Source organism: Curtobacterium sp. HSID17257 (assembly GCF_003989515.1).
Lineage (GTDB): Bacteria > Actinomycetota > Actinomycetes > Actinomycetales > Microbacteriaceae > Curtobacterium.
Genome location: NZ_RBLU01000003.1, coordinates 36,430 through 58,487, shown reverse-complemented (window position 1 = coordinate 58,487; position 22,058 = coordinate 36,430). Strand labels below are relative to the sequence as shown.

Annotated in this window: 20 protein-coding genes; 9 read left to right on the top strand and 11 right to left on the bottom strand. The window is 69.8% G+C overall.

Features of this window, described 5'->3' with window-relative positions:
* The first annotated feature begins 35 nt into the window (after positions 1-35).
* Entirely contained in the window at positions 36-2,417 is a 2,382-nt protein-coding gene (purL, locus tag D8M35_RS01300; RefSeq protein ID WP_238638043.1) for a phosphoribosylformylglycinamidine synthase subunit PurL, read from the top strand.
* A 170-nt stretch (positions 2,418-2,587) separates the two neighbouring features.
* On the top strand, positions 2,588-3,508 hold the full coding sequence (locus D8M35_RS01295; protein ID WP_126890175.1) for a 2-hydroxyacid dehydrogenase: 921 nt from the start codon (positions 2,588-2,590) through the stop codon (positions 3,506-3,508).
* A 59-nt stretch (positions 3,509-3,567) separates the two neighbouring features.
* Here D8M35_RS01295 and D8M35_RS01290 read toward each other — a convergent pair whose 3' ends face one another.
* The 3 genes from D8M35_RS01290 to D8M35_RS01280 are packed head-to-tail and all read right to left on the bottom strand — an operon-like array spanning position 3,568 to position 5,428.
* The gene (locus tag D8M35_RS01290; protein WP_126890174.1) at positions 3,568-3,993 is read right to left on the bottom strand and encodes a GNAT family N-acetyltransferase; all 426 of its coding nucleotides are present in this window, start codon (positions 3,991-3,993) and stop codon (positions 3,568-3,570) included.
* Positions 3,990-5,111: a beta-propeller fold lactonase family protein gene (locus D8M35_RS01285; protein WP_126890173.1), complete on the bottom strand. Its 1,122-nt coding sequence runs from the start codon at positions 5,109-5,111 to the stop codon at positions 3,990-3,992. Before D8M35_RS01285 ends, D8M35_RS01290 begins: the two co-directional genes overlap by 4 nt.
* Positions 5,108-5,428 (bottom strand): chorismate mutase, encoded by a 321-nt coding sequence (locus D8M35_RS01280; protein ID WP_058729807.1) that lies wholly within the window; start codon positions 5,426-5,428, stop codon positions 5,108-5,110. Before D8M35_RS01280 ends, D8M35_RS01285 begins: the two co-directional genes overlap by 4 nt.
* Positions 5,429-5,516: 88 nt before the next feature.
* Between D8M35_RS01280 and D8M35_RS01275 the strand changes: the two genes are divergently transcribed.
* A complete protein-coding gene (locus D8M35_RS01275; protein ID WP_174234669.1) occupies positions 5,517-5,924 on the top strand; it encodes a DUF1304 domain-containing protein in 408 nt (135 codons plus the stop codon).
* A gap of 291 nt (positions 5,925-6,215) precedes the next feature.
* Here the strand turns inward: D8M35_RS01275 and D8M35_RS01270 are convergent, their stop codons facing one another.
* On the bottom strand, positions 6,216-7,232 hold the full coding sequence (locus D8M35_RS01270) for an iron-siderophore ABC transporter substrate-binding protein (RefSeq protein ID WP_238638042.1): 1,017 nt from the start codon (positions 7,230-7,232) through the stop codon (positions 6,216-6,218).
* Between the two features lie 58 nt (positions 7,233-7,290).
* Here D8M35_RS01270 and D8M35_RS01265 point away from each other — a divergent pair, with 58 nt between their 5' ends.
* Complete coding sequence (locus tag D8M35_RS01265) at positions 7,291-8,157, top strand: shikimate dehydrogenase (protein ID WP_126890172.1); 867 nt, start codon at positions 7,291-7,293, stop codon at positions 8,155-8,157.
* 44 nt (positions 8,158-8,201) lie between these two features.
* Here the strand turns inward: D8M35_RS01265 and D8M35_RS01260 are convergent, their stop codons facing one another.
* Positions 8,202-8,585 (bottom strand): YchJ family protein, encoded by a 384-nt coding sequence (locus D8M35_RS01260; protein WP_126890171.1) that lies wholly within the window; start codon positions 8,583-8,585, stop codon positions 8,202-8,204.
* Positions 8,586-8,655: 70 nt separating this feature from the next.
* On the opposite strand from D8M35_RS01260, the gene D8M35_RS01255 reads away from it, so the two are divergent.
* Positions 8,656-9,387 carry an SOS response-associated peptidase gene (locus D8M35_RS01255; RefSeq protein ID WP_126890170.1) on the top strand — a complete coding sequence of 244 codons (732 nt, stop codon included), beginning with the start codon at positions 8,656-8,658 and terminating at the stop codon, positions 9,385-9,387.
* A 255-nt stretch (positions 9,388-9,642) separates the two neighbouring features.
* Entirely contained in the window at positions 9,643-14,547 is a 4,905-nt protein-coding gene (locus D8M35_RS01250; RefSeq protein ID WP_126890169.1) for a tandem-95 repeat protein, read from the top strand.
* 90 nt (positions 14,548-14,637) lie between these two features.
* On the opposite strand, the gene D8M35_RS01245 is transcribed toward D8M35_RS01250, so the two are convergent.
* Complete coding sequence (locus D8M35_RS01245; RefSeq protein ID WP_126890168.1) at positions 14,638-14,967, bottom strand: hypothetical protein; 330 nt, start codon at positions 14,965-14,967, stop codon at positions 14,638-14,640.
* On the opposite strand from D8M35_RS01245, the gene D8M35_RS16300 reads away from it, so the two are divergent.
* Entirely contained in the window at positions 14,966-15,112 is a 147-nt protein-coding gene (locus D8M35_RS16300) for a hypothetical protein (protein WP_153257420.1), read from the top strand. The two genes, D8M35_RS01245 and D8M35_RS16300, sit on opposite strands and share 2 nt — an antisense overlap.
* Here the strand turns inward: D8M35_RS16300 and D8M35_RS01240 are convergent.
* Positions 15,093-15,419, bottom strand: a complete 327-nt coding sequence (locus D8M35_RS01240) for a hypothetical protein (RefSeq protein WP_126890167.1) — start codon at positions 15,417-15,419, stop codon at positions 15,093-15,095. The two genes, D8M35_RS16300 and D8M35_RS01240, sit on opposite strands and share 20 nt — an antisense overlap.
* A gap of 271 nt (positions 15,420-15,690) precedes the next feature.
* On the opposite strand from D8M35_RS01240, the gene D8M35_RS01235 reads away from it, so the two are divergent.
* Together D8M35_RS01235 and D8M35_RS17160 are read left to right on the top strand one after the other, a co-directional pair.
* Entirely contained in the window at positions 15,691-16,581 is an 891-nt protein-coding gene (locus D8M35_RS01235; protein WP_161972552.1) for a VanZ family protein, read from the top strand.
* A gap of 52 nt (positions 16,582-16,633) precedes the next feature.
* Positions 16,634-16,762, top strand: a complete 129-nt coding sequence (locus D8M35_RS17160) for a hypothetical protein (protein ID WP_274542755.1) — start codon at positions 16,634-16,636, stop codon at positions 16,760-16,762.
* A 78-nt stretch (positions 16,763-16,840) separates the two neighbouring features.
* Here D8M35_RS17160 and D8M35_RS01230 read toward each other — a convergent pair whose 3' ends face one another.
* The 4 genes from D8M35_RS01230 to D8M35_RS01210 form a co-directional block, all read right to left on the bottom strand.
* A complete protein-coding gene (locus D8M35_RS01230) occupies positions 16,841-17,398 on the bottom strand; it encodes a sortase (RefSeq protein ID WP_126890165.1) in 558 nt (185 codons plus the stop codon).
* A gap of 432 nt (positions 17,399-17,830) precedes the next feature.
* Complete coding sequence (locus tag D8M35_RS01225; protein ID WP_161972551.1) at positions 17,831-19,591, bottom strand: DUF4012 domain-containing protein; 1,761 nt, start codon at positions 19,589-19,591, stop codon at positions 17,831-17,833.
* 131 nt (positions 19,592-19,722) lie between these two features.
* A complete protein-coding gene (locus tag D8M35_RS17155; RefSeq protein ID WP_126890163.1) occupies positions 19,723-20,184 on the bottom strand; it encodes a DapH/DapD/GlmU-related protein in 462 nt (153 codons plus the stop codon).
* Positions 20,185-20,835: 651 nt separating this feature from the next.
* Entirely contained in the window at positions 20,836-21,999 is a 1,164-nt protein-coding gene (locus D8M35_RS01210; protein ID WP_161972550.1) for an oligosaccharide flippase family protein, read from the bottom strand.
* Positions 22,000-22,058 lie beyond the last annotated feature (59 nt).

Genomic DNA, 22,058 nt, shown 5'->3' with positions numbered 1-22,058 from the left:
CGGACACGACTCCAGTGACAGGGAACGACAACACCGTGACGACCCACGTTCGCCCGAAGCCCGACACCGTGCAGGACGCCGCTGCGACGCCCGACAAGGAGCAGCCGTACGAGGCGCTCGGGCTCAAGGCCGACGAGTACGCGAAGATCCGCGAGATCCTCGGCCGCCGCCCCACCTCGGGCGAGCTCGCGATGTACTCCGTGATGTGGTCGGAGCACTGCTCGTACAAGTCGAGCAAGAACTACCTCCGTCAGTTCGGCAAGAAGGTCACGCCGGAGATGACGAAGAACCTGATGGTCGGCATGGGCGAGAACGCCGGTGTCGTCGACGTCGGCAACGGCTGGGCGGTGACCTTCAAGGTCGAGTCGCACAACCACCCGTCCTACGTCGAGCCGTACCAGGGCGCCGCGACCGGCGTCGGCGGCATCGTCCGCGACATCATCTCGATGGGCGCACGCCCGGTCGCCGTGATGGACCAGCTCCGCTTCGGTGCGATCGACCACGAGGACACGGCACGCGTCGTGCACGGTGTCGTCGGCGGCATCTCGTTCTACGGCAACTGCCTGGGCCTGCCGAACATCGGTGGTGAGACCTACTTCGACCCGGTGTACCAGGGCAACCCCCTCGTCAACGCGCTCGCGGTCGGTGTCCTGCGTCACGAGGACCTGCACCTGGCGAACGCCTCCGGTGCCGGCAACAAGGTCGTGCTCTTCGGCGCCCGGACCGGTGGCGACGGCATCGGCGGTGCGTCGATCCTGGCGTCGGACACCTTCACCGAGGGCGGGCCGACCAAGCGTCCGGCGGTGCAGGTCGGAGACCCCTTCGCCGAGAAGGTCCTCATCGAGTGCTGCCTCGAGCTGTTCCAGGAGGAACTGGTCGAGGGCATCCAGGACCTCGGCGCCGCGGGCATCTCCTGCGCGACGAGCGAGCTGGCGTCCAACGGTGACGGCGGCATGCACATCTCGCTCGACGACGTCCTCCTGCGCGACCCCACGCTCACGGCAGAGGAGATCCTCATGTCCGAGAGCCAGGAGCGCATGATGGCGGTCGTCCGCCCCGAGAAGCTCGACGAGTTCCTCGCGGTGGTCGGCAAGTGGGAGGTCGAGACCAGCGTCCTCGGCGAGGTCACCGGCACCGGTCGCCTCGTCATCGACTGGCAGGGCCAGGAGATCGTGAACGTCGACCCGCGCACGGTCGCCGTCGACGGCCCGGTGTACGACCGCCCGGTCGCCTACCCGTCCTGGATCGACGCGCTGCAGGCCGACACCGCCGCCTCGCTCGAGCGTCCGGCCGACGGTCCGGCGCTCAAGGCGCAGTTCCTGCAGCTCCTCGGTTCGCCGAACCTGGCGTCGAAGAACTGGGTCACGAACCAGTACGACACCTACGTGCTCGGCAACACGGCGCTCTCCTTCCCCGACGACGGCGGCATGATCCGCGTCGACGAGGAGACCGGGCTCGGCGTCACGGTCGCGACCGACGCGAACGGCCGCTACTGCCAGCTCGACCCGAAGCAGGGCGCGCGCCTGGCGCTGGCCGAGGCGTACCGGAACGTCGCCGTCACCGGCGCCGTGCCCGCCGCGGTCACCGATTGCCTGAACTTCGGCTCGCCGGAGAACCCCGAGGTCATGTGGCAGTTCTCCGAGGCCGTCGAGGGCCTGGCGGACGGCTGCATGGAGCTCGGGATCCCGGTGACCGGCGGCAACGTGTCGTTCTACAACCAGACCGGCACGACCCCGATCCACCCGACCCCTGTGGTCGGCGTGCTCGGCATCATCGACGACGTCGCCCTGCGCGTGCCCTCGGGCTGGCAGGACGACGGCCACAACGTCTACCTGCTGGGCACGACGAGCCTCGAGCTCGACGGCTCCGCGTGGGCCGGCACCGTGCACGGGCACCTCGGCGGCCGTCCGCCGGCGGTCGACCTCGCGCAGGAGAAGGCCCTGGCCGAGCTCCTGCAGGCAGCGTCGGGCGAGCAGCTGCTCACGAGCGCCCACGACCTGGCGGACGGCGGCCTCGGCCAGTCCCTCGCCGAGTCCGTGCTGCGCTTCGGCATCGGCGTCCGCGTGGTGCTCGACGAGCTCGAGGAGCGCGACGGCGTCGACACGGCGACCGCACTGTTCTCCGAGTCGACGGGCCGTGTCATCGTGACCGTGCGCCGCGAGGACGACGTTCGCTTCCAGGGCCTGTGCGACGGCCGGGGCTTCCCGGTGCTGCGCATCGGTGTGACGGACGCCTCGTCCGGCACGCTCGAGGTGCAGGGCGCGTTCGAGGCGTCGATCGACGAGCTCCGTGGGACGCACGGCGCGACGCTGCCGGCTCGCTTCGGTGACGTGATCGTCGAGGACGTCATCGAGGGCTACGTCGGGCGCGGGCCGCTCGACGACCACGGCTCGTTCTCGCCGCGCACCGACAGCTGACACCGCCCGCCGACGGCTGACACCCTGGCGACAGGGGACGGGCCGACAGGCAGACAGGCCGACAGGCAGACAGGCCGACAGGCCGACAGGCCGAGAGCACCCGCCGACGGCGGCCAGCGCGAGCTGACCGCCGTCGACGGGTCCCGACACCTCAGGAGCACCACGCACCCATGCCGATCGTGACCCTGCCCTTCGCGGAGCTCGTCGAGCGGTTCGGCCCCGTGCCGGACGGCGTCGAGCTCGACGTCTGGGACGTCGAAGGCCCATACGACCGGCCCGGTGACGTGGCGATCACGCTGCTGCCGTTCTACTTCGCGGGTCGCCACCGGTGGCAGTACGTGCACGACCTGCCGAACCTCCGGCTCCTGCAACTGCCGAGCGCCGGGTACGAGCACGCGCTGCCGCACGCTCCGGCGCACGCGCAGGTCGCGAACGGCCGGGGCATCCACGACGACGAGACGGCCGAGCTCGCGGTCGGACTCGCGTTGACGTCGCTCCGCGAGATCCACACGTTCCAGACCGACCGCGCCGCCGGCGTGTGGGACGCCCGCACCACCCGGTCGCTCGCCGACCGTCGGGTGACGGTCGTCGGGTACGGCGCGATCGGAGCTGCGATCGCCACGCGCTTCGAGGCGTTGCGGTGCGACGTCACCGTCGTGGCCCGCACCGCGCGGGAGCAGGACGGTCGACACGTGCACGCCTTCGGGGACCTCCCGGGACTCGCGGCCCGGACGGACGTCCTCGTGCTCATCACGCCGCTCACCGACGAGACCGAGCACCTGGTCGACGCCGATCTGCTCGCCGCACTGCCCGACGGCGCCCTCGTGGTGAACGTCGCCCGTGGGCGGGTCGTCGACACCGATGCCCTCGTGGCGGAACTCCAGCGCGGCCGACTGTCGGCAGCGCTCGACGTCACCGACCCGGAGCCGCTCCCCGCCGGGCATCCGCTCTGGACGACCCCGAACACCGTGCTGACGCCGCACGTCGGCGGGAACACGGACCTCAGCGTGCCGCGGACCCTCGAGCTCGTGCGGGGGCAGGTGTCCGCGCTGGCAGCGGGTCGGCCGTTCGCCAACGTCGTGCACGGCTGACCCTCACCGGCACGCCCACACGAACACACGCGACAGCAGCAGCGCCGGACGCTCGACCGTCAGCGCAGCGGCAGCGCCATCCCCAGGCTCGGTGCCACGTCCTCGAACCCGAGTGACCGGTACAGCCGCTGCCCGGGCGGATCCCCGACGAGCGTGATGTAGGCCCCCTCGGGCGCCCGCGCCCGGATGTCCGCCACGAGCCACTCGACGACGACCCTGCCGAGCCCCCGGCGCTGGTGACCCGGGTCGGTGGCGATGTCCGCGATGTGGAAGTACCACCCGCCGTCGCCGATCGTGCGGCCCATCGCGACGGGCACGTCCTGACCGTCGACCACGTGCACGGCGGACCAGCTGCCCGCGATCGCGCCCGCGCCCTGCTCCGCGTTCTTCGGGGACAGGCCGGAGTCCCGCCGCAGGCGCAGGTAGTCGTCCAGCGGCGGCGGCCCGACCACGAGCCGGTACCCGTCGGCGAGCGACTCCGTCACGACAGCACCGGCACGATGCACGCGGGCGACCCGACGGCGATCTGCGCCACGGCCTCGCCCGGCACGCCGTCCGTCCCGACGGGCAGCACGGCGATGGCGTCGGACATCTGGTTGGCCACCAGCAGGTACCCGGGCACCTGCGCGAAGTGCCGCGGCCAGACCCCACCGCACGAGGCCGACCCGACGACCGTGAGCCCGTCGTCCGCGGTGTCGAGCACCACGACCAGGTCGCGACCACGCACCGCGACGACGACGCGTCCGGCCTGGTCGACCTCGACGTGGCTGAGGAGCGACTCCCCCACCTCACCCTCGAACGCCGGGGTCGAGGCGATCGGCTGCAGCGTCCCGGACTCGTCGCGGCGCAGGCGGTACACGCGACCGTCGAGCTCCCCGGCGACGACGAGGTCGGCGTCCGCCCCAGCGCCGAGCCAGGCCATGTGCCGCGGCCCGACCCCGGGCCCGAGGTGGTGGACGCGGACGAGGTCGATAGCCGGCTCCGCCGACACCCGGAACTCGTGGAGCGCATCGCCGCCGAGGTCCGCGACGAGCACCGTGCCGTCGGGCGTCGCGATCGACTGGTGGGCGTGCGGCCCTTCCTGCCGGTCCTCGACGGGCCCCTCGACGTCGGGCAGCACGCCGGTGACGACCGCTGTGTCGGGGACGACGACCCGGTCCTGGCTGCCGTGTGCTCCGACGACACCGTCGCTGGCCGACACGGACGCGGCGTGCGACTCCGCGGCCTCGAGCGACACCGCGGTCACGGTGCCGGAGACGTAGTTCGTGACGACGAGCGCGCCGGAGGGGTCGACCCGCACGTGGCAGGGGGCGTCACCACCAGCGTCCGCGTCCCACCGGTGCTCGAGCGAGCCGCCGGCGTACCGGAAGGCCGAGACACTGCCGTCCGCGGTCTCGGACACGGCGTAGACCCGGTCGCCGGACAGCGCGAGGAACGAGGGGTCGTCCATCACGGCGACGGTGGTCGCGGTCGATCCGTGCACGACCGAGATGCCGGTCGCGTTCCCGCCGCCCGTCGCGGTGTACGACCCGACGAGCAGGTGCAGGTCGGCGAGGTCCTGCGGGAACCCGTCGGCCGTGAACCCGGCAGCAGCCCCGCTCACCGCTCGCCGCCGGCGATGCGCTCGTGGTGGTGGATGACCTCGGCGACGATGAAGTTCAGGAACTTCTCCGCGAACGCCGGGTCGAGGTGCGACTCGGCCGCGAGCTGTCGGAGTCGCGCGACCTGCACCTGCTCGCGACCGGGGTCGGCGGCCGGCATCCCCGCGCCGGCCTTCAGGTAACCGACCCGCTGGGTGTACTTGAAGCGCTCGGCGAGCATGTGGATCACGGCGGCGTCGATGTTGTCGATGCTCTGCCGGATGCTCGCCAGCTCGGCGACCGCATCGTCGTGGACGGGCGTGGACTCGTCGGCACTCATGGCCCGAGCCTACTGGCCGTACCCCCGCCGCGAGGGCTGCGTGACGGACGGACACGAGCACTGCTCCGGGGCTGCGAGAATGGAGGCCATGTCGGTCCTGCTCGTGATCTCGGGCGTGTGTGCGGTCCTCGCGGGCCTCGTGCACGTGTACATCTTCTTCCTCGAGTCCGTTGCGTGGACGAGTCCTCGCGTGCGCCGCGTGTTCGGCATCGCCTCGGAGTCCGAGGCGCAGGCCACCCGCACCCTCGCCTTCAACCAGGGCTTCTACAACCTGTTCCTCGCCATCGGTGCGATCCTCGGTGTCGTCCTGGTGCTCGCGGGCAACGGCGCCACCGGCTGGACCCTCGTCGTGTTCTCGACCGCGAGCATGCTCGGCGCCGCGGTCGTCCTGGCCGGCACGGGTCGCCGCTACCTCAACTCGGCCTTCGTGCAGGGTTCGCTGCCGCTGATCACCCTGCTCTTCGCGTTCATCGGCTCCACCTTCACCGCCGCGTAGCCCCGCCACTTCCTCCCGAAGCGCGGCGTTCGAGCCCATCACGCGTGCAATGGGATGACGATCCGCGCATGGGAATCAGGAAGGACCTGCCTCCTTCGCGCGGAACAGCCCCCTACGAGCGGAACGGCCCCCCACGCGCGGAACGGCACCAGACGGCGGACGGGAGGCACGGTGCCAGCCCGCACCGCGCCTCCCGTCCGACGGCCGATCACCGCACCCCCGCGCGCAACGCGAGACGCCGGGTCGCGACTCGCGACCCGGCGTCTCCTGTACTCCCCCTGCGGCTGTCGGTCAGCCGACCTTCTTCGCGAACTCGTCCGGCAGACGGTCGAGCGCCCACTCGATGGCGGCGGTCGTGCCGAGCGAGAACGCGTTCGACACGTCAGCGTCGTCGACCACGATCGCGTGCCCGGCCTGCACCGACGGGACCTTCTGGAACAGCGGGTCCGACTCCGCCTTGGACGCGTCGACGAAGATCGGCAGGACGACGGTCAGGTCGGCGTCGAGCAGGTCGAGGTTCTCGTTCGACAGGCTCACCGAGAAGGCGTCACCGGCCTGCTGGTCGACGTCCTTCGGGATGGTGAAGCCGAGCTGCTGCATGAAGGTGGAGCGGCTGTCCTTCGAGGCGTACGCACCGAAGCCGTCCGCGGTGTACGACCCGACGACGGCGGTCTTGCCGTCGAACTCGGGGTGCGCCTTCCGCGCCGCGGCGTACGCGTCGTCGAGGTCGGTCAGCAGCTTCTTGCCCTCGGACTCCTTGCCGAGCGCGCGCGACACGAGGTCGACCTGCTGCTCGGTGGTGGTGAGGTAGTTCTCGCCGCCCTTCGGGATCGCCACGGTCGGCGCGATGGCCGAGAGCTTGGCGTAGCGGTCCTTGTCGCCCGAGCTCTTGGTGTCGAGGATCAGGTCCGGCTTGAGCTTGAGGATCTGCTCGTAGCTGGGCTCGAGCGTCTGGATCATCGTCGGCTTCTTCGTGTACGCGTCCTTGAGCCAGGGCCCCACGCCGTCGCCACCGAAGCCGAGCCAGTCGCTCGCACCGACGGGCTGCACACCGAGCTCGAGTGCCGTCTCCGCGTCACCCCAGCCGAGGGCGACGACGCGCTTCGGCTGCGAGGGGATCTCGGTCGTGCCGAGCGCGGTCTGGATCGAGACGGGGAACGCGCCGCCCGAGCCCGAGGCGTCGTCGGACGCGGCGGGCGACGAGGAGCCGGAGCTGCACCCGGCGAGGACGAGGGACGCGGCGACGACGGCGCCGGCGGCCGCGAGCACGCGGCGGACGCGGCGCACTGAGGGGGAGGTTCGAATCACACAGGTAAGGCTACCCTAAGCACTCCTCTCGTGGACGTCGAGCGGCTAGGCTCCGGACGTGGAGTTCACCGATCCCGACCGGACCCGGCTGGCCGTGCTGGGCTCCCCCATCGCGCACTCGCTCTCCCCCACGCTGCACGCGGCGGCCTACGACGTGCTCGGACTGCCGTTCACGTACGGGAGGCACGAGGTCGCCTCCGGTGGACTCGACGCGTTCGTCGCGGGGCTGGGTCCCGGCTGGCGCGGGCTCAGCCTGACCATGCCGCTCAAGCGCGACGTGCTGCCGATGCTCGACCGCACCACCCCGCTCGTCGACGAACTCGGGGTGGCGAACACCGTGGTGTTCCGGCAGGAGGGCGACCGGGTCGTCCTGGCCGGCGCGAACACCGACGTCGAAGGCATCGTCCGTCCGGTCGAGGCACTCGGGCACCTGCCTGGCGAGGCCACCATCGTGGGCGGTGGGGCCACCGCGGCGAGCGCCCTCGCGGCTGCCGTGCGGCTCGGGGCCGTCGACGTGCGGCTGTTCCTCCGCGACACCGCGAAGGCGGGGTCACTCGTGGAGCTGGCCGTGCGACTCGGCGTGACGCTCGAGGTGCTGCCGGTCGATTCGCTGCCCGGGACCCGGCACGGGTTCGTCGTCTCGACGCTGCCCGGTGGTGCCGCGGACTCGCTCGAGCTCGTGCCCTCGGGGTCGGATGCCGTGCTCGTCGACGTCGCCTACGAGCCGTGGCCGACGGCGGCGGCCGGACGCTGGGCGGCGGCAGGCGGCCGCGTGCTCAACGGGCTCGACATGCTCACGGAGCAGGCGATCGGGCAGATCCGGTTCTTCGTGAGCGGTGACGACAGCGAGCTGCTGCCGGACGAGGCCGAGGTCCGGCGGGCGATGCGGCGGTCGGTCGGGCTGCCGGACACCATCAGCGGCTGACGGTCGGCGGTCAAGCGACGACGCCGTCGCGGGTGAACCAGGGGTCAGGCGACGACACCGTCCACGTAGAACCACCGGCCCTGCTCGCGGACGAAGTCGCTCGTCTCCTCCAGCGTCCCGCGGTCGTCGTCGGACCGCCACCACGCGCGGAAGGCGACCTGTCCTGCGGAGTCGAACGGGCCTCCAGACCGGGTGGACACGATGTCGAGCCGTGTCCAGCGCTGCGTCGGGTCGAGCGTCAGCTCGGACGGCCGGGTGCGCGGGTGCCAGGTGAGCAGCAGGTACTCCGGCAACCCGAGGGAGAACGCACTGAACCGGGAGCGCATGAGCCGCTCGGCGGTCGGGGCCGCGGCGCCCGCGTGCAGGGGCCCGCAGCACGCGCCGTAGGGGTTGCCGCTCAGGCAGGGGCAGCGCTGTTCGTCGTCCACCCGGGCACGGTAGCAGCGGCCGTGCAGGCCGTGCTGCACCACTGTCGGCAGCGCCGGGCACACTGGGCGCATGTGTGGAAGGTTCGTCGTCTCCGACACCACGGCCGATCTGCTGCCCGAGCTCGTGGGTGAGCTCGCCGCGCGCACCGAGCACGTCGACGAGGACACCGGCGAGGTGCACGCCGGCCTCGCCCCGAGCTGGAACGTCGCGCCGACCGACCCCGTGTACGCCGTCCGACAGCGCCACGGGCAGCGCGAGCTCCCGCAGATCAGCTGGGGTTTCGTGCCGAGCTGGGCGAAGGACTTCCGGAAGCAGCGGCCGAAGCCGATCAACGCCCGCATCGAGACGGTGGCGACGAGCGGGATGTTCAAGCGGGCCTTCGCGACGAACCGCTGCATCGTGCCCGCCCTCGGCTACTACGAGTGGGTCGTCCGCGAGGACGGCAAGGAACCCCACTTCGTCCACGAACCAGGCGGCGCACTGGCGATGGCGGGCATCGTGAGCGCCTGGCCGGACCCGACGAAGCCCGAGGACGACCCGGACAAGTGGCGGCTGTCGCTCGCGATCATCACCCGCGACGCGCACGTCGCGCCCGGCGAGGTCCACGACCGGATGCCGGCGTTCCTCACCCCCGACGGCTACGACGACTGGCTCGACGGCGACCTGTGCTCGGACGACCTGCTCGCGCTGCTCGACCACGAGTCGCTCGCGGTCGCGGCGGGGCTCGAGCAGTACGAGGTGTCGCGCGCGGTGAACAGTGTCCGCAACGACGGCCCGCAGCTCATCGAGCCGCTGCGCTAGTCCACCGCGGGACGGCTCGGTCCCCCTCTTTGGGGACACGAACCCCCCGTCTGAGTCGGAGCTGAGAACACGTGTACCCCCTACTGTGATGAACGGTCGCGTACCCGACACGACCATGCAGCACGAAGGAACTCTGTGTCTCCCACACACCGTGTTCGTCCGCGCCGTCGCGCTCTGCGCGTCCTGGCTGCGACGACCATCACCACGATCGTCGCCGGAGGCCTCGCCCTCCTGAGCCCGCTGACGGCTTCCGCGATGGCCAACCTGCCCGTCTCCGGCCTGTACGCCACCGTGAACGGCGACTCGACGATCTACTCGGTGGACCGCGCGACCGGCGCGGCCACGCCGTTCATCAGCTCCCCCGGGAACGTGACCGGGCTGAACCAGCTCGGCATCTCCGGTGACGGCGGCAAGATGTTCTTCACGAACGGCTCGAACGTCTTCGAGTGGACGGCATCGACCGAGACGTTCAAGACCATCGCCCGGCCGAGCTCCCCGACCGTGGCGACCCAGATGGGTGGCGTCGACCCCAAGACGGGCCGGTTCTACTTCGGCGGTCTGGACACGACGTCGAACCTCTTCACCTTCCTCTACTACGACCCGGCGACGGGGGCCGTCTCGACGAAGGCCGTGTCGGTCACGCCGAAGTCGACCCCTCCGGGCGGAGCCGGTGACCTGGCGTTCGACCGCCAGGGCAACATGTACTTCATCTCGAGCAGCACGAGGTCGGCCCAGGTCTACCGCGTGAACGCCGCGGACCTCGGCGGCGGCAGCACGACCGCGACGCCGGTCGGACCGGCGATCGGTACGTCCGTGAACCTGACCTCGCTGGCGTTCGGCGACGACGGGTACATCTACATCAGCGGATCCGGCGCGAACACCTACATGCAGGTGGACCCGGTCACCGGTGCCGTCGGCACGGCGAAGTCGATCCGCTCCGGCGGCACGGCGCTGAACGTGTACGACCTCGGTTCGCGCGCACTCCCGTCGACGGGGCAGTCGCAGGGCGGCTTCACCGACGGCCGCGCGAAGCCGAGCGACGAGCTCACGACGACGATCAGCGGCGGCGGCATCCCGGACCCGGTGAGCGGGACGACCGCCCCCGGCAAGGACACCGTCACCGTGGGCCCGATCATCCTGCTGCCCGGCAAGACGTACCAGGTCGACCAGACCCCCGGGAACACCACGACCGATCCGAACGCCTACGACACGAGCTACGTCTGCACCAACCTGGTCGACGGGACCGTCGTCAAGCAGGGCAAGGGCACCTCGGCGTCGTTCACCGTCCCCGCGGGTGGTGGAGACGTGCAGTGCGTGTTCACGAACCCCGTCAAGCCGACCGTCGCGAACACCTCGTCGACGGGCAACACCCCCGGGCAGCCGGCGACCGTCGACCCGCTCGCGGGTTCCACGGGCACCATCGACCCGACGACCGTCACGCTGGCCCCGAACACGCCGGACTCGACCGTGTCGAACGGCGGCAAGCAGCTCACCGTCCCCGGTGAGGGCACCTGGACCGTCGACCCGCAGTCGGGCAAGGTCACCTTCACGCCGGAGAGCGGCTCCACGAAGAACCCGACCCCGGTCACCGACACGGTCGCCGACACCCGCGGCAACCAGGCGTCCGGGCAGATCGCCGTGACGTACAAGGGGAACGCGCAGCCCGACACCGCGAAGACCACCCAGGGCACGGCCGTGACGGTCGACGTCCTGGCGAACGACCAGGGCGGCACCGTCGCCTCGAGCGTCGTCTTCCCGACCTCCGGTCAGCCGAAGGGCGCGCAGGTCTCCGCGGACGGCAAGCAGCTGACGGTCCCGGGCGAGGGCACGTACACGATCCCGAGCACCGGGAAGGTCACGTTCACTCCCGACCCGGCGTTCCGCGGCACCGCATCGCCCGTGTCGTACCAGGTCGCCGACGCCGACAGCGCGACGTCCACGGCAACGATCACGGTCGCCGTCGCCGCGGTCGGCCCGACGGCGCACGACGAGACCGTCACGACGCAGCAGAACACCCCGACCACGGTCGACGTCGTCCGCGACGCCGCTCCGGGCGTGCAGGGCGGGACCCCCGTCGACCCGACGAAGGTCGCCTTCCCCGAGGACGGCCAGCCGGCCGGCGCCACGACGAGCACCGACGGCCGCCAGCTGACCGTTCCCGGACAGGGCACGTACACCGCTGACCCGACCTCCGGGACGATCACCTTCGCCCCGGCGCAGGCCTTCACCGGCACCACCACCCCCGTCACCTACCGGGTCGGCGACACCGGCGGCGCGACCGGCACCGGCACGCTGACCGTCACGGTCACGGCCGTCACCCCGACCGCGAAGGACGACACCGTCACGCTCGTGCAGGGCGACGCGGCCACGGTCGACGTCCTCGGCAACGACACCCCGGGCAACACGGCGACGCCGCTCGACCGCACCACCGTCACGTTCGCCGGCAACGGCACGAAGCAGCTCACCGTCCCGGGCGAGGGCTCGTACGCGATCGACCCGAAGTCCGGGAAGGTCACCTTCACGCCCGAGCCGACCTTCCGCGGCCCCGCGACGCCCGTGACCTACCGGGTCGCGGACGTCGACGGGCACACCGCGACCGCGACGATCACGGCCACGGTCACCCCGGTCGGCCCGGCGTCCGAGGACGACACCGCGAAGACCGAGCAGAACACCCCGATCGTGGTCGACGTCACCGCGAACGACCGGCCCGGCGTCGCGAACGGCACCCCGATCGACCCGACCAGCGTGGTCTTCCCGACCACCGGCCAGCCGACCGGCGCCACCGTGTCGAAGGACGGCAGGCAGCTCTCCGTCCCCGGCGAGGCCACGTACACGATCGACCCGAGCACCGGGAAGGTCACCGCCACCCCGGCTCAGGGCTTCACCGGCACGACCACGCCGGTGACCTACCAGGTCGCCGACAGCGGCGGAGCGACGGGGACCGCGACGATCAGCGTCACGGTCGCGGCCGTCCGCCCGACCGCGCAGGACGACGCCGCGACGATCGACCAGGGCAGCGCGACCACGGTCGACGTCCTGGCGAACGACACCGCCGGCAACGCGCAGACCCCGCTCACGCCGAGCAGCGTCGTCTTCCCGACGACCGGCCAGCCGAAGGGCGCACAGGTCTCGACCGACGGCAAGCAGCTGACCGTCCCGGGCGAGGGCACGTACACGATCGACCCGACCACCGGGAAGGTCACCGTCACGCCCGAGGCCACCTTCCGCGGTACCGCCACTCCGGTGACGTACCAGGTCACGGACCGCGACGGCACGACCGCCTCGGCGACGATCACCGTCACGGCGAAGCCCGTCGCCCCGAAGGTCGCGAAGGACACCGCAGCCACCACGTCGCAGAACACCCCGGCCACGTTCGACGTCGCCGGAGCAGCGAGCCCCGGTGTCCAGAGCGGCACACCGGTCGACCCGGCGAGCGTCGTGTTCCCCAGGGACGGCCAGCCCTCCGGCGCCACGGTGTCGGCCGACGGCAAGCAGCTCACCGTCCGCGGTGAAGGTGTGTACACGGTGGACCCGAAGACCGGTGTGGTGACCTTCACCCCCGCGCCAGGGTTCTCCGGCACGACCACCCCGGTCACGTACCAGGTGAGCGACACCGGTGGGCAGAGCTCGACCGGTCAGCTGACCACCACGGTCACCGCGGTGTCCCCGACCGCAGAGCCGGACGCCACCACGATCGCGCAGGGTGAGTCCGCGACGATCGACGTGCTCGGCAACGACCACGGCGGCAACGCGGCGACCCCGCTCGACCCGACCAGCGTCGTCTTCCCGGCCGCCGGTCAGCCCGCGGGCGCCGTCGCCACCGAGCACGCGGAGCAGCTCACCGTGCCCGGCCAGGGCACGTACGTGATCGACCCGGACTCCGGTGCGGTCACGTTCACCCCGGAGCCGACGTTCCGCGGCACCACGTCGTCGGTGACGTACCAGGTCGCCGACACCGACGGCACCACGACGACCGCGACGATCACGACGATCGTCACGCCCGTCGGTCCGGCAGCGAAGGACGACGACGCGACGACGGAGCAGAACACCCCGGTGTCGATCGAGGTCCTGCGCAACGATTCACCCGGCGTCGCGGGCGGCACGCCGCTCGACCCCGCGAGCGTCGTCCTCCCGGCGACCGGCCAGCCGAGCGACGCCACGGTCAGCACGGACGGACGGCAGCTGGTCGTCGCCGGCCAGGGCACGTACGCGGTCGACCCGACCACCGGAACGGTGACGTTCACCCCCGCCCAGGGCTTCACCGGCACCGCGGCGGCGGTGACCTACCAGGTCGCCGACACCGGCGGGGTCACCGCGACGGCGACGATCACCGTGACGGTCACCTCGGTCGTCCCCCTGGCGCACGACGACTGGGCCAGCACTGCGACGAACACCGCGGTGACGATGTCGGTCCTGGGCAACGACGACGCCGGGAACGCCGCGACGCCGATCGTCCGGACCACCGTGCGGCTGCTCGACGGCTCGGGGGCAGCGGTCTCCCGCATCGCGGTTCCGCGGAACGGTGTCTGGTCGGTGGACGACGCGGACGGGACGGTGACCTTCACGCCGGAGCCGGGGTTCTCGGGTCCGACGAAGGGGAACTACCGGATCACGGACACCGACGGGAACACGAGTGACGCGGTCATGACCGTCGTCGTCGGCACCCCGCCGACCGCGGAGGCCGACCACCGGGACGGCGAGCCCGGCGCCGCCACCGTCGTCGACGTCCTGGGCAACGACAGCGCCGGCACCGCGCCGATCGACCCCGCGTCGGTCCGCCTGGTCGAGCCGAGGACCGGCAAGCTCGTCGAGACGGTGACGATCGCCGGCGAGGGTACCTTCACGGTTCAGGGCTCCGGCACGGTCACCTTCGTCCCGGTCGACGGCTACGCCGGCACCGCGCACGTCGACTACTCGGTCGCGGGCGAGGACGGGAGCCGCGCCACCGCGACGGTCTCGGTCACGATCCCGGTCGTGCCCGGCATCACGCAGAACCCGGCGAAGGGCGGCGGCGTCATCGTCACCACCCCGAGCGGCGACCGGCTGGCCTTCACGGGCAGTGACGTGCTGTGGCCCGGCCTCGGTGCCTCGTTCGTCCTGATGGCGATCGGCCTGGGCATGGTCCTGGTGCACCGCCGCCGTACGGCACAGGAACGCTGACCCCCGAGGGGCTGACCCACAACGGCGGAGGGCCGGGACACCAGACGGTGTCCCGGCCCTCCGCCGTTCCGAGCGGTTCGTCGGAACAGGTCAGTCGAGCGTGCGGCGCACGTCCGGCAGCAGGTCGTGCAGGCGCTCGGCCAGGCGGTCCTGTGCCTCGTGCAGCGAGCGGAAGTCACCGACGTACTGTCCGTACGTGTCGGACACGAAGTAGTGCGCGCCCTGCTGGTCGATCACACCGCCGTAGTAGCCGCCGTAGTTCGCGGCCCAGAGCCCCGAGTCGGCCTCGGACCAGACGACGTGCGCCCGGGCCGGTGCATCGGGGGACACGACGCCGGCTGCGATGCCGGTGATGACCTCGATGGTCGCCGTGTCCACGGTCACCTCGGCCTGTTGGCTGTTGGCGACGCTGGTGCTCATGGTGGTGCTCCTCGTGCTGCTGTGGTGCTGGACGGTGCTGGTGGCGCTGATCGTGCTGGTGATGCTGGTGCTCCGGGTCTGGCTGGTGGGTTTGGCCGCGGTCAGTGCCGGATGGTCGTCGGGCACTACGCGATCGGGCGGATGACGGACGGCAGCATCACGTGGAGCTGGTCCGAGAGCTTCGTCTGGGCCTCGTCGAGGGTGGCGAAGTCGCCGACCACGAGTCCGAAGGTGTCCGAGGCGACGTAGCGGCCGTCGCGCTTGTCGACGCTGCCGCCGAAGTAGCCGCCGTAGTTGGCGATCCACTCGCCGTCGTCCTCCTGCGACCAGGTGGTCTTGGCACGTGCGGCGCGGCCGGAGTGCTCTGCCTCGGCCTCGAGGATCGCGATGACGTCGACCGTGTCGGTGTCGAGGGTGACCTCGCGGGTGTCGGTGGTGACCGTGGTGCTCATGTCGCTCTCCTTCGCGATCCGGGGTACATCTGCTGTTGAGACAACCGTACGAGAGCGTCCCCCGGCCCCGCTAGCGATGCCCGCCCTTTCACGGGTTCCGTGCATACGCACCGGGGTACACCCCCGGATTTCCGGGCCAGGGGGACACGAGAACGGGGTACAGGGGGACGATCGGGGTACTCGTTTCGTGGATGAACTGGTTTCTACGGCTTCTCGAGGTGCCCTCGCGTCCCGCCCGGCCGGGAGGCACGGCCCACTACCGTCGTTCCCGATGACCACCACGACCAGGACCACCATCGTGCGCAGCGGGATGCTGGCTGCGGTCGCGCTCGTGGCCCTGGTGCTCCTGGTGCCCGGTCTCGCCGACCGGGTGCGGTCCGCTCTGCTCCACGTCGTGGGCGCGCTGCGCGCGCTCGGACACGGCACCCTGACACTCGGTGACGGGTTCGTGACGGCGATCGCGGTGTCCCTGGTGACCGCCGTGCTGCCGGTGCTGCTGGCGAGGGCGAGCCGGGCCTCCCGGCCGGACGGGGTCCTCCGGCGCGCGCTGGTGAGCGCGGTCGTCGTGCTGGTGGCCGCCGCCGTCGTGGCGGCGCAGTCCGCGACGCCGGGTGGGCGCTTCCGGTCCGTCGCGCTCGCCGGCTTCGTCGGCGTCGCGATCGGGTCGCTCGCCGATGCCGCGTGGCACGCTCGCTTGCGGGCGGCGCACGCATCGGGTCGCACCAGGCGGGTGGCGTGGACGCTCGCGGCCGCCTACGCGCTCGTCGTCGTGCTGGTGGCCACGGCGGGCTCCCCCGTCGACGGCGGGATCCACCCCTGGCTGGTGCGGGCGATCGCGGCGGGGCACCGGCTCGGAGCCCCGGGGTGGCTCGGGTACGACGCGGTCGAGTTCACGGCGAACGTGGTCTTCTTCGCGCCGTTCGGGTTCTTCGTGCTGCTGCTCTTCGGGGCGCGGGCGTGGTGGGTCGGCATGCTCGGCGGGTTCCTGGCGAGCTGCGCGATCGAGACGGTGCAGGCGCTGTTCCTGCCGGCGCGGTTCGCGTCGGTGGACGACGTGCTGGCGAACACCTCGGGGGCGGTGCTCGGGGTGTTGGTGGGGATCGTGGTGCTCGGTCATGCCCGCGTGAGTGCGGCTCAGGGACATCCGCGCGCCGCTGCATGAAGATCTGGAGACATTCGAACCACCCCGGCACACTGCGACCTACTGTCGGCACATGGACCCGAACCCGAATCGGAAGCAACCGCGCCCCTACCGGCGACCCTCGATGTTCCCCTGGTGGCTGTGGGTCGTCGCGCCGCTCGCCGTGGTCGCCGTCGTGGCCATCGCGCTGATCGTCACCTGACCCGCCCCGTCGCCCGCTGACGACGCAACGAGGCCCCCGGCACCGAAGTGCCGGGGGCCTCGTTCAGTCGAGCTGAGCTCAGGCGGCGTCGTGCTGACGACGGACCGACTTGCGGACGACCAGGAGGCCACCACCGAGGACGATGGCGCCGCCGGCAGCCCAGAGGCCGAGCGTCGAGATGGTGCCACCGGTGAAGGCGAGCTGGCCGGGGGTGCCGGAGTTGCCCGTCGAACCGACGGTGCCCGCCGTGCCAGCCGGCGCGATGGTGAAGTCGGCGCGGCCGGTGACACCGGAGCTTGCACCGGTCGCGGTCAGGTTGTAGGTACCCGAGCCGCCGGCCGGGAACGTGACGCGCACGGCGAGCGAGCCGTCGGCGTTCGCGGTGTAGTCCTTCGAGACGGTGGTCGTCGGCAGGGCACCGAGCGTGACCGCACCGGCACCGGTGACCTGGACACGAACGGTCTCGCCATCGATGAAGGCGCCCGGAGTGAAGCTGACGACAGCAGTGCCGCCCGCGACGTAGTTACCGGAGACCGAGATGTCCGAGTCCGGCGTGTACCCGGCAGCGTTGGCGGCGGTCGGAACCGCGATGAAGGCTGCGCCCGCGAGGAGGGCAGCGGCGATGAGCTTCTTCATAGAAGTGTTTTCCCCTAGTGATCTGATCCGTCAGACCCTGACACCCAGAGCCCGTACACCGCTCGCAAGACCCGTGCTGCACACAGTTGCGATGACGAAGTTCCCTCAATCTAGCGGGAATCCTCAGGTTGTTGCCACCGGATTGAAAAGTTTCGATAGATGTAACGCAACGAGGACAACGCGGTGGACGCCGACCAGGGCCCGCCGGAGCACGGTGGACCTCGCGGTGCATGACGGGAAGCCCTGATCAGAGAAAGCTTTCTGCTCCTACTCGACCGCTCGCGGGGCCCCTGGGCATGCACTGTGCAGTGGTTCGCACGCACTCAGCCGCGCTTCGTGCCCCCTGTTCTGGGGACGCGTCGGACCGCGTCTTGCGGCGCAACACGACGAACGGTCCCCTCGAGACAGGGGCGACGGGTCTACAGTTCGCGCTCAGCCCGCAGGGATCGGCTTCGTGCAGTCGAACCGGAGCGGCAGGGTCTTCGTCTGCTCGACTCCCGGCGTCGAGACGACCTCGGTACCAGCGTGCGCGTTCTTCGCTTCACCGAGGAAGGCGACCCGGAACGTCGCACTCTCGCCCGGAGCCAGAACCGTCCGGAGCTGTGCGACCGGATGTCCGTCGTCGATGGCCGTCTGCACGCCGACCGCCTTGCCGTCCTGCGAGGCGCCGAGGAAGATCGCATCCTTCGGCGCGTAGATCGCGATGAGGGTCTTGATCTTGCCGGGCTCGGTCCCGAACGAACCGCCACCGGTGACGTACTTCGGCAGGCTCGTCGCGGCATCAGCAGGCGCGGTGTTCGTGATCGTGACCTCCACCGCGGAGGTCGGCAGACCGTCCTGCCGGCAGACCGACGAACCGACCGAGACGGTCTTCTCGAGGTAGTAGTCCATCTTCGAGCCGGTGCCGTCGTTCAGGTAGACACCGAACTGTCGGGTCTCCGGAGAGACGGTCGGCAACTCGCCGGCGAGCGAGGTCCCTGCGATGAGTCGCTCTTCGCCCTCGTCCGCACTCCAGAGCCGCAAACGGCCCTCACCCGACGCCTTCGTCAACGCGGCGACGAACCGCTTCGTGCCGAATCCGCCGCTCGAGACCTTCTGGAAGACCGAGCTCGCCGCCGATGCGAAGAATGCATCCTGCACGTCCGGATCCGGGTAGCGGGCGTAGGCCTCGTTCAGGAGCAACCGCACCGCGTTGTCCGACGTCAGCGTGTCGCCGGTCGGTAACGAAACCGGCCCGGTCGCCTGCAACAGGTACCCGAGGGTCACGGGGTCCATCGCGAGGACACCATCGACCTGGGTGCCGGTCTCGCGCTTCCACATCTCTCGAGCGAGTTCGGCTGAAACGTCGAAGCGCGGGGTGAGCGTGACGTCCTGCATGTAGCGGGCGGTGATGTCGCCGTACAAACCGTCCGTCGCGTCGTCGAGCGGTAGGACGGGCTCCGGGTACGGGCCGAACGACTGCCCGGAACGCTGCTCCTGCAGCGAGATCCCGCCGTCCTGCACGTTCAGCAGCGCCACGGCACCGGGGATGCCACCGCCCGCCCGGAGTTCGGCGTTGTTCTGGAACAGCAGCAGGTACCGCCGGTCGCCGTCCGCGCCGAGCATCGCGGGAGCGAGTTGAACGACACGATTTGCAACGTCGACCTGTCCCTCGACCGAGTGCAACGCATTCCGCAGCTGGTTGACGGCCGAGGTCACCGGTGAGAGCGTCCCGCTGACGTCGATCGCGCCAGCGTCCTTCGATGCCTTGCTGACCGCCGTCGCCGCCTGCTGCACCGGCGCTTGCGCGCGCTTGAGCGGTTCGAGGTCAACCTTGCCGTCCTTCGGAGCAAAGGAGTCCGACCCGAGCTCGCCGACGACGCCGGAGACCGGCGCGACCGCCCCGCTCGAGACGTCGTCCACGATCCCGGCGATCTGCCGCACGGCACGCAGGTTTGTTCCGAAGAACGGGACGTACTCAGAGGTGGCCCAGATCGGGTCGCTCGTCAGGGACCGGGCCGCCGAAGCCTCGTCCTCGAGCTTCGCAGCCGTCCCCTGCGCGCCGGACGTGTCCCCGCCACTCAACTGCGAGCGAAGCGTGTCGACGTCGGCGACCGCTCGCTCGAGGTGTCCCTTGGCCAGAGCGCCGCGCACCCCCACCCAGGCGACAGCGAGGATCAGCAGAAGGACGACGGCGAGGACGATCCACAGCACGGTCCGGGCCCTGTTCCCCCGGCGTACAGCAGTGCGTCGCGACTCGGGCTGGTCGGACATGAGGATCAGACTACCTTCTCGATAACGAAACGCTTCATTAGGTTCGTTTGGAATTTGGGACTCGCGGAAGGCTAGGCGCGCACGCCGCCGTTCCCGTTCAACTGGCGAATAACCCGAGCGGGCGCGCCTCCTACCACCGTGTCTGGAGGAACATCTGACGTAACGACGGATCCCGCCCCTACGACGCTATTCGCTCCAACCGTCACCCCCGGGAGAACAAAAGCTCCACGACCGATCCAGACATTGTCCTCAATGACGACTTGCTCAACCTTCACGCCGCCTCCCGCCTCGACCTCGTGACTCCCGGAGTCCGTTATCGCTGCGAAGGAACCAATCTTCACGTCGTCCCCGATCAGCACGAGGCTAGCCGCTGTGATCGTGACGCCGGAGTTGATCAGCGCACGCGCTCCGATACTGAGCCTGGCACCCGGTCGCACTTGCAACAACGTCCGAGCTTCAGCCGACACGAAACGCGCGCGTTCGCCGACCGCGAGCCGGCCCTCATTCTCCACGCGGATCCGGCTGTACTCCATGGTTGCACGACGCCCACCCTTCACCCCATGTGTCAAATAGCAGATAACTGCCCGGAGCACTCTTCCCTCACGTCGCGTTCGATCTAACAGGCTATTCAGCAGCAATCAACTCTCCGAACACTTCGTAATCAGCACAAAGAACGGTTCGGCCTAACCGCCTAATCACCCTGCCGGCCACCTCGATCATCTAACAGGAATGCGGGCACACCTCCGTACGACCCGGCAGATGTGAGCGAACGAGTGACAACTGCGTTCGCTCCGACACGGACATGGTCACAGATGTGAAGATCAGCGCGCTCACGCGTCACCACGACGCTCCCGGCCCCCAGTTCCACATCGTTACCAATCCGCAATAGTGTCGGACCACCGATTGCATCGGACACAGAGAGCGTGACACCATGCCAAAGCTTGACTTCCCGTCCTATCGACACGTTGGGGTGGATTACAACGCCGAAACCAAAGTGCCCTAGCTCGACCGGTGCCGCTAATGCGGCTTCCGGGGGCAATATGGCCCGAAACACAACAAAGTTGTAAAACTTGATGAGACGCGCTAGTCGCTTATGGCCTTTCTGGTGCAACCGGGTGGAAAGGTACCAGAGCGCGGATGGGTCAGCGATTATCATGCGACAGATTCCCTTGAGAAGATATGATTCAGACAGGCGCCGGTCGCGTGCGGTGGATGATGGCCCGCACCGCTAGCCGAACAGCCGCAAAGCCAACGAGTGCCCAAGCCATACTCAGACCGCTCAAATTGCCTGACATTCCAAGCAAGACCGCTACAGCCACGAGTACGACCATGCCACAAGCCGAGGCCCACATGAGAGCACTCGGATCACCGGACGCTGAATCTAAGTATGTTCGTAATTGCCACTGATCATTCATCGCTTGCGCGATGACCAGTACGCTCACTATCGGAAAAAGCCCATCGAAGGACGACCCGAACAACCAGTCGCCCCACAGCGCCACTACGACTACGATCAGTCCTCCCGAGAGGGCCGACATTGCGAGCCCTATGAACGTCCGCTTCCGGAGCATGGGCGCGTCATCAGAACCGATCGGGAGCGATGCGAAACGAGAGTAGGTGAGCTGATTCAAAGCCTGTGTGAAACCTCCCGCCGCCGAAGCGCAGGTGACCGCCACTGCGTATACGCCCAATTGGTTTGGGAGCACGCAAGCAGCAAGGATCAACTGATCCACGCGCGCTCCGATTCCATCGAACGCGGAGCCCCCCCAGTAGTGCAAGCTGAACCTCCAAGGCGCCGGAATACGCGTCCGGCTACGCAAAAGCGGAGTCGCCAACACAATACCGAGCAAAACCGAGAGCATCTGCCCCGAGAGGGTTATGACAAACGCAGACTGCAGGGTCAGGACGCCCGAGCCGAACGCGATGATGATAGCCAGAGATGGAAGAACGAGGTTCAGAGCGCGAGACAAGTTGACCGCGAGCAGCTGCCCGCGGATCAGGGCACGCTCAACGCCGACCGCGCCAAGCCCGGCCAGGACCAGCACGGACGCTGCCACCTTTATGTAGGTAGCGATCCGGTCGTCGCCGTTCGCCGCCGCCCCAGAGGCAATGAACGCGATGACTGCTGCGATCGGGCCAAGCAGCGTTACCACACGTAGGGCGTTCCGTGAGGCGTAGCCGTTCCGCAGTTCCTGCATAGCGAGGCCACGCGGGAGGCCTAGGAATGCGCTCCAGGACAATAGCTGAACCAGCACGAAGGCGGCAGCTAGAACGCCGCGACCGTCCGCTCCTAGTTCGCGAGCTAAGAGCGGGGCCGATAGAAGGCTCAGACCCATTCCGAGGTAGGTCACCCCTGCAGTCTGACCTAATCGGATCGCACGGCGAAAGTGACGACTCGCGGTCCCTCTTA

Coding starts and splice junctions, on each gene's coding strand:
- D8M35_RS17160 (WP_274542755.1), top strand. CDS start 16,634: ATGGACCCGAACCCGAATCGGAAGCAACCGCGCCCCTACCGGCGACCC.
- D8M35_RS01295 (WP_126890175.1), top strand. CDS start 2,588: ATGCCGATCGTGACCCTGCCCTTCGCGGAGCTCGTCGAGCGGTTCGGC.
- D8M35_RS01275 (WP_174234669.1), top strand. CDS start 5,517: ATGTCGGTCCTGCTCGTGATCTCGGGCGTGTGTGCGGTCCTCGCGGGC.
- D8M35_RS01235 (WP_161972552.1), top strand. CDS start 15,691: ATGACCACCACGACCAGGACCACCATCGTGCGCAGCGGGATGCTGGCT.
- D8M35_RS16300 (WP_153257420.1), top strand. CDS start 14,966: ATGGTGGTGCTCCTCGTGCTGCTGTGGTGCTGGACGGTGCTGGTGGCG.
- D8M35_RS01255 (WP_126890170.1), top strand. CDS start 8,656: ATGTGTGGAAGGTTCGTCGTCTCCGACACCACGGCCGATCTGCTGCCC.
- D8M35_RS01280 (WP_058729807.1), bottom strand. CDS start 5,428: ATGAGTGCCGACGAGTCCACGCCCGTCCACGACGATGCGGTCGCCGAG.
- D8M35_RS01250 (WP_126890169.1), top strand. CDS start 9,643: ATGGCCAACCTGCCCGTCTCCGGCCTGTACGCCACCGTGAACGGCGAC.
- D8M35_RS01230 (WP_126890165.1), bottom strand. CDS start 17,398: ATGAAGAAGCTCATCGCCGCTGCCCTCCTCGCGGGCGCAGCCTTCATC.
- D8M35_RS17155 (WP_126890163.1), bottom strand. CDS start 20,184: ATGGAGTACAGCCGGATCCGCGTGGAGAATGAGGGCCGGCTCGCGGTC.
- D8M35_RS01240 (WP_126890167.1), bottom strand. CDS start 15,419: ATGAGCACCACGGTCACCACCGACACCCGCGAGGTCACCCTCGACACC.
- D8M35_RS01245 (WP_126890168.1), bottom strand. CDS start 14,967: ATGAGCACCAGCGTCGCCAACAGCCAACAGGCCGAGGTGACCGTGGAC.